Raw genomic sequence first — 7,500 nt, forward strand, 5'->3', positions numbered from 1 at the left:
CATTTTTTTAATACAATCTCCCCAAGATATACAGCACATTTCACATTAATGGACCCAACTCCAGATATCGGTTTATATAACGCCGGTGCTGATTTATATTTATTAACTTCAAGAGAAGATCCTTTCCCAAACGTAGTTTTAGAAGCATTAGATACAAAAGTCCCTGTTATAGGGTTCAAAAACGCTGGAGGTTTTGAAGATGTTGTTACGGAACAAACCGGCGCATTAGTAGACTATTTAAACTTACCTATGATGCTGGAAAGAATATACGAACTTATCGGGAATGAAGATTTACGATTACAAAAAGGGACCTTTGGCCAAGAACTTATTGAAAGAGATTTCAACTTTCTTGATTACGTTTATCAATTATTAAACTTGCTTGAGCATAATTATAAAAAAATAAGCGTCATTGTACCGAACTATAATTACGAAAAATACTTACCGGAACGAGTTAAATCAATATTAAATCAAACCTATCCCATTTACGAACTAATTTTCCTAGACGATGCCTCTACTGACAATAGCGTATCTATATTTGAAAAGCTGCTCTCAAATGAAAATAAACACCACCTGAAAGTTCAGCAGATTATTAATGATAAAAATTCTGGTTCTGTATTTAAACAATGGATAAAAGGTGTCTCTGCAGCAACCGGTGATTATATTTGGATTGCTGAGGCCGATGACTTATGTGATCAGACATTTTTAGAAGAAGTAATACAAGGGTTTCATATAGATAGTGATGTTGCCTTAAGCTACACACAATCAAAACAAATAGATGAACAAGGAAATATCTTGGCCAATCATTATTTGGATTACACAAATGATATTGATAAGGAAAAATGGCAGAGTTCTTATGTCCGAAAAGGGATAGATGAAATACAAGATACGTTACTTATCAAAAACACCATACCTAATGTCTCAAGTGTAGTTTTTAAAAACATAGATATAAAAACAATAGCAAAACAATTGGAAAAGTTTAAAATAGCTGGCGATTGGTTTTTCTATGTTTCTCTCCTTAAAGAGGGGAACATTTATTTTAATCCAAAACCTCTAAACTATCATAGACGACATACAAATAGCGTAACAAGAACAGAAGATTCATATTCCCACTACAGTGAAGTTGTACAAATGCAGAATTTCATTAAAGACACCTTTACTATCGACGACATTTCAAAAAAGAAAATGTATGCATATAGAAAGTACCTTGAAGCATATTTGAAGGTTTAATTATATATTTTCTTTATCATCAGTATCTCTTGTAAGACATTACTATTATTTAAGGGGTGTTACTCTTTGAAAGAATTTATAGAGGCAAATAAACATTTGATTTCTCAAATTGCACAAAAATACAATGTAAGTGCAAATATCCACCCAGAAGATCATATCTTTCAATTCCTTATCACAAATCCAGTCTTTCCATCTAAAAAAGAAGCAATAGATTATTATTTTAAAGATGGAAGAAAATCAGCAGAAACACTCTTAGATTTAATTACTTCCTTTTATCCTCCTGTAGACACTCCAATTCAATTATTAGAATTCGCATCCGGATATGGCTGCGTAACACGTCATTTATTAAATCAGCAAACGAACTTAAGTATAACTACTTGCGATATACACGAAGAGGCTATTACTTTTATTGAAAACACATTACATACTTCATCTCTATTATCTCACCCTGAACCAGAACAAGTAAAATTAGCCTCGTCTACGTATGATATCGTTTTTTGTCTATCCTTTTTTTCTCATATGCCTGATACAACTTGGTTTCGTTGGCTTCAAACATTGTATAACGCTGTTTCCCCTGACGGATTATTCATTTTCACAACTCATGGATATCAAAGTAAAAAGCACTTCGGTTTTCCCGCTTTAAATGAACAGGGGTATTGGTTTCTTCCCTCTAGCGAACAACTCGATTTAGATGTTCATCAATACGGGCAAACGATTGTTAGCCCCTCTTACGTATGTGACAAAATTAAATTATTACCTTATAATCCTATTATCAAAAAATACACTGAAGGTTTTTGGTGGGAACATCAAGATCTTTGGGTAATAAAAAAAGAAATAAAATAATAAACCACGCTCTACTTATACAGAAGTAGGGCATGGCTTATTATTTTTTACTATATAAGAACTCTTCAATCCATAGCTTATTTAATCTAATTCCACTTTTGAAATCCACTTTCGGTTCCCAATTACATTCTCGTCTTACTCTATCTATATTTAAAATGATTTTTTGAACGTTTTCTTGCTTTTGTTTATAGCAGATAAATTCCACTTTTCTTTCCGTTAATTTCTCCAATTCTACTATAATTCGTTTTAAAGAGAGACCCTTTCCGCTACCTATATTATACACACAAAATTTCAAGTGATTTAATTGCGATAGTTGTATAGTAACTTCCACTAAATCATCGATATAAATATAATCTCGAATAATCTCTTGTGGATTCCCATATATATTAATCTTTTCATTACTGAGATGCTGATACAAAAAACAATTTATTGCTCCAACTTTCTTTAACGGGTTTTGATATTTTCCATACGGATTAGAATATCTACATACAACATAGTCCATTCCATATTTTTTCTTATAAAAGTACAAATAATTTTCAAGCGACACCTTTGTTATTCCATAAGGAGAAAGTGGTTTTAATGGATGTTCCTCATCAATAGGCAGATATTCCGGTTCACCATAAACTGTGCCTCCAGAAGACGCTAATACGATTTTTTTAATAGGGAAATTTTTAGCACTTTCCATGAAATTAAGAAAAAAAAGGCTACTATTTATATCTCCGAAAACATCTTCAATTGAAGTTGTTACATTAGACGTTGCAGCTAAATAAATAATTATATCCACATTCACTAAAGCTTTATATATATCTTCAACATTTGCTAAATCACCTTTAATAAATTCAACCTCACTTATAATATTTTGAGGAAAATTATTTATATGTCTGGAAAATACTTTTACATTTTGGCCTTTTTTCAATAAACCTAATGCGAGGTTAATACCAATGAAACTATTTCCACCTACTATTAAATAATTATTCTTCCGCATAATATCCTCTCTAGTAATAAGATTTTTGCTTATCACACCTAGAAATACAAATAAATGAACTTAGTCAATTCTATTATTGAGTCTCTTATAATTGTATGCCCCTTATAAATTTTCATTATCTTTATTTTATATTTTCCCTTTAGAATCACTACCTTATTTAAGCTGCCCCCCAAAAAACACTCATAATATTTACTCATTCCTATGAATATATTGGATTAGTAAAAGCTTCCCCCTCTCCATAAATAAAACTTTCAAAAAGGAGCACTACATGTATGAAGAATGTAAATCAAGAGCTTTTAAATCATGTAATTCTACATAAAGATCGAATCCCACATTTCCATAAAGACTTTCCCCTTATACTATTCTGGAGCCACAGAAGCGGATGCACTACTTTAGCTAATTGGTTCTTTTTTCAAATTGGATTGTTTAATGAAGCAAAGAAATACCATGACTTTATTCATTACTATGAATTCTGGGTGTATAAAAACAACACCCACTACATACCAGAGTTACAAAATGGTCTTCTAACAGCAGAAAAAGATGTTTGTAAACTCGTACGAAATCCCTATACAAGGGCCGTCAGCTCATTTTTATTACTTGCTGACAATCCATATGCAATTCCTCAATGGGAAAGTATCCGCCAGTATTTATATAATGACAAATATAGTAACCGAGGAATATCATTTAAACAATTTTTATATTACGTTCGAGCATTAGGCCCCAATTCCATAGCAATGGATATACATTTTAGTCAGCAATACGTTCCGGGTGAAGAAAATTTCATCCAACACTATATTCCTTTAGAAGATTTTAATACACAAATCACCAAAATAGAACATACGTACGATTTGGTTAAATCTAATTTAGCGCTACTTACAAATTCAGATCATCATCGCGCTCATAAAATGATGTATACAGGAAGCTATGCAGAGCTCAGCATTACAGATGTCGCCTTCCCTCGTTTTCCGACATATGAAAGTTTTTATGATGAAGAAACAATGGCGTTAGTTACAGAAATATATGCACAAGACTTTGAAATGTATCCGTACACGAAAGGGATATTTTAAATCGATACATTCTTCAATGAATAAAAGCGAATGTATCGCATAGCATAAAGTGAAACTTTAATTAGAGTGGGGTTCTCCCCCGCTAATTATTCCCTTCTACCAATTTTACTGTTATAGATTCCCTAAATTTCACCTACCCTCTTTGAATTCACTGATTATTGACGCATGTGCCATATGCATTTTTACACAGGAGTGATGTCATGTGGAAGGTAATTTGAAACATAATAACGGATACTGCGTTATTTGTGAGAAGGAAGCTACATTTATAGAGCATAACGATTGGCTTAGAGATCACTACTTATGTTCTACATGCCACTCTATACCAAGGCAAAGAGCTTTAATTCATGTTTTAAATACATTTTTTCCAAAATGGGGTTCCTATCATATTCACGAATCCTCACCTGGAGGGATTACAACTCAACTACTAATAAAAAACTGCAAAAACTATACATACTCTCAATACTTTAAAAACTATCCTCTCGGCCAATACTTTCAAGGGATTAGATGCGAGAACTTAGAAAACATGACTTTCCAAGATGAATCTTTTGATTTGTTCATTACTCAAGATGTCTTTGAACATGTAATGGAACCAAACAAAGCCTTTAAAGAAATAGAGCGTGTATTAAAGCCTGGCGGTGCTCATGTGTTTACTGTCCCTTGGTACCACACTCTTCCAAAAACTTTGCAAAGGGCAAGAATCAATGAGGATGGAATTGAGTATATTGAAGAGCCAATTTATCACGGAAATCCTATTGATGAGAATGGGTCTTTAGTAACATTTGATTGGGGCCAAGATATGATTGAATATATTTATACACATGCAAATATGTATACCCTAGTTTATTTACAAAAGGATAAATCACTGGGCTTAGATGCTGAATTTTTACACGTTTTTATTAGTAGAAAACAAGAAAATAATTTTTAGGCACTATATAATTTGGAGGTTAACAAATGGATGACTTTAAGTTAGGAAGTGATTTTGATAACCTTGTTAGCCCGCTTTCTGATGTTGATCTTCTTCATCTATTTGTACAAAGTTGCTCACAAACAAAGATAAATGGTGTCCCAGTACCTATGTTCCCCCCTGAAGAAATTCAACAACAGTTTGTAGGTGCTTCCTATGAACATGCTCTTTATGAAGCATATTTGTTTTATAGACTTGTAAAAACATACGCCCATAATTTAGGCGTTCCCTTGAATAAAGAACGGAAAATTTTAGACTTTGGTTGTGGCTGGGGAAGAATCATACGCTTCTTTTTTAAAGATGTTCGCCATAAAAATTTGCTTGGTATTGATGTAGACCCTGTAATGATTAACCTTTGTAACGAAACTTTAGGAAGAGGCAGATATAAAATAGCTCCCCCACAACCTCCTGCAGAATTTATTAATGACAATTCATTAGACATCATATTCGCTTATTCTGTATTCTCACATTTATCCGAAGAAACTGCAGAAAATTGGATAAAGGAATTTTCTGCAGTTTCTTCGTCCAGGTGGCATCTTCATCGCCACAACACAAGCGCGCTATTTTCTCGATTTTTGTCAACAATTTAAGGAACACCCTGAATTAATTCAGACAGGATGGCATAAAACTTTATCTCAAGCTTTTCCAGATATAAATCGTGCCATCTCGGATTATGAAAGCGGCAATTTTGTCCACAGCCCTACGGGAGCTGGAGACGTTAGAAATAGTAGCTTCTACGGAGAAACTGTTATACCTAGAACTTATATTAAAAATCACTATGAGAAGTATTTAAAGCTGCGGGACTTTTTTGATGATGCAAACCGATTACCCCAAGCTCTATTTGTTCTCCAAAAAGATTAACTCTTTCGCTCATTGTATAATGAAGATTATTTTATTTCTCAGCCGTATATATTAAAACATTAAAGATTTCCATATCAAGCAAACTATACAAAAAAATTCATTATGAGGCATAAACAGAGTAAGTAAATAACGGTTCTCATGCTTTAACTAGATTCGAAAAATCAAAAATAACTTCCCACCACTTGAACTACGAAGCACATAAGGGGGATATATCTTGAAAATAATTGCTTTTTACTTACCACAGTTTCATCAAATAAAAGAAAATGACCGATGGTGGGGAAAAGGTTTTACTGAATGGACAAATACTAAAAGTGCACGACCTTTATTTTCGGGACATTATCAACCTAGAGAACCTTATCAAGATTTTTATTACGACTTAACCACCCCATCCGTAAGAAAGTGGCAAGCAGAAATTGCTAAAGCACACGGCATATATGGTTTTTGTTATTACCATTACTGGTTTAAAGGGAAGAGGCTATTGGAGAGACCATTTAATGAGGTACTTCAGATGGGCGAACCAGATTTTCCATTTTGCCTATCTTGGGCAAATGAACCATGGACAAAAACTTGGGATGGTCTTGATAGTCACATATTAATGCCTCAAAATTACGGAGAATTATCAGATTGGAAAGAACACTTTGATTATTTATTACAAGCTTTCCAAGATGAGAGGTATATCCGTATAGATGATAAACCACTATTCATTATTTATCGTCCTGGGCATATACCTAATTGTGAGCAGATGCTTAACTACTGGAATACACTCGCACAAGAAAATGGTTTGAAAGGTATATACTTCACAGAAACATTAAACAGCTTTCCACTTCCTAATATAAATGGATTTGATGCTAGCATTCAATTCGAGCCTTTTTATACAATTGCTCATGATAGTTCTTCCGACATAAATAAGATAATATATGAATCTGGTAAACAAATAAACGCTTGGGATTATGATAAAGTGTGGATGTATATATTAAAACGATCTCCTTCAGAGAAAAAAACATTTCCCGGTGCCTTTGTTGACTGGGATAACACAGCACGCCGCAAAGATTTAAATAGCAGCATTTTCGTAGGCTCTACTCCTGAGAAGTTCACGATATATTTAAGTAAGCAAATCCAGCGCACCTATTCTCTTTACAACAGCGAGTTTTTATTTATTAATGCGTGGAATGAATGGGCAGAAGGTACTTACTTAGAACCCGATAAAAGGCATGGCTTTGCCTATTTAGAAGGAGTTAAACAAGCAATTAACAGAGGCATGAAAGCATACAAAAAAGACGAGTCATTCTGACTCGTCTTACAGTTGCTTGGCGACGTCCTACTCTCACAGGGACAAGGTCCCAACTACCATCGGCGCTAGAGAGCTTAACTTCCGTGTTCGGTATGGGAACGGGTGTGACCTCTCTGCCATCATCACCAAACTATGAAGGCATATTCCTTCAAAACTAGATAACATTTGCTTCATATTATATGGTTAAGTCCTCGATCTATTAGTATTCGTCAGCTCCACATGTCACCATGCTTCCACCTCGAACCTATCAACCTGATCATCT

The 7,500-nt window shown here is 33.9% G+C and carries 6 protein-coding genes, 2 rRNA genes and 1 pseudogene (2 of these 9 cut by a window edge); 6 read left to right on the forward strand and 3 right to left on the reverse strand.

The window, feature by feature from the left end; translation table 11 throughout:
* Both LMD38_RS24540 and LMD38_RS24545 read left to right on the forward strand, forming a co-directional pair.
* Nucleotides 1-1,227, forward strand: the 3' portion of a protein-coding gene (locus LMD38_RS24540) for a glycosyltransferase (RefSeq protein ID WP_016716314.1). Its footprint begins 705 nt before the window's first position; the window shows 1,227 of its 1,932 coding nt (coding positions 706-1,932); its start codon lies off the left edge, out of view; the stop codon is at nt 1,225-1,227.
* Nucleotides 1,228-1,293: 66 nt separating this feature from the next.
* Entirely contained in the window at nt 1,294-2,070 is a 777-nt protein-coding gene (locus tag LMD38_RS24545) for a class I SAM-dependent methyltransferase (RefSeq protein WP_016716313.1), read from the forward strand.
* 40 nt (nt 2,071-2,110) lie between these two features.
* Here LMD38_RS24545 and LMD38_RS24550 read toward each other — a convergent pair whose 3' ends face one another.
* A complete protein-coding gene (locus LMD38_RS24550; RefSeq protein ID WP_001230824.1) occupies nt 2,111-3,055 on the reverse strand; it encodes an NAD-dependent epimerase/dehydratase family protein in 945 nt (314 codons plus the stop codon).
* Nucleotides 3,056-3,327: 272 nt separating this feature from the next.
* Here LMD38_RS24550 and LMD38_RS24555 point away from each other — a divergent pair, with 272 nt between their 5' ends.
* From LMD38_RS24555 to LMD38_RS24570, 4 genes and pseudogenes are all read left to right on the forward strand, one after another.
* The gene (locus tag LMD38_RS24555) at nt 3,328-4,122 is read left to right on the forward strand and encodes a sulfotransferase family 2 domain-containing protein (protein WP_016716312.1); all 795 of its coding nucleotides are present in this window, start codon (nt 3,328-3,330) and stop codon (nt 4,120-4,122) included.
* A 202-nt stretch (nt 4,123-4,324) separates the two neighbouring features.
* Nucleotides 4,325-5,047, forward strand: coding sequence for a class I SAM-dependent methyltransferase (locus tag LMD38_RS24560; protein ID WP_016716311.1), 723 nt, complete (start codon nt 4,325-4,327; stop codon nt 5,045-5,047).
* Nucleotides 5,048-5,073: 26 nt separating this feature from the next.
* A pseudogene (locus tag LMD38_RS24565) lies at nt 5,074-5,947 on the forward strand (class I SAM-dependent methyltransferase).
* 214 nt (nt 5,948-6,161) lie between these two features.
* Nucleotides 6,162-7,238 carry a glycosyltransferase WbsX family protein gene (locus LMD38_RS24570; RefSeq protein WP_100633745.1) on the forward strand — a complete coding sequence of 359 codons (1,077 nt, stop codon included), beginning with the start codon at nt 6,162-6,164 and terminating at the stop codon, nt 7,236-7,238.
* 14 nt (nt 7,239-7,252) lie between these two features.
* Here the strand turns inward: LMD38_RS24570 and rrf are convergent.
* Both rrf and LMD38_RS24580 read right to left on the reverse strand, forming a co-directional pair.
* A 5S ribosomal RNA gene (rrf, locus tag LMD38_RS24575) occupies nt 7,253-7,368 on the reverse strand.
* Between the two features lie 49 nt (nt 7,369-7,417).
* Nucleotides 7,418-7,500, reverse strand: a 23S ribosomal RNA gene (locus LMD38_RS24580); it runs 2,839 nt beyond the window's last position.

This window comes from Bacillus pacificus (genome assembly GCF_020861345.1).
Classification (GTDB): domain Bacteria; phylum Bacillota; class Bacilli; order Bacillales; family Bacillaceae_G; genus Bacillus_A; species Bacillus_A pacificus.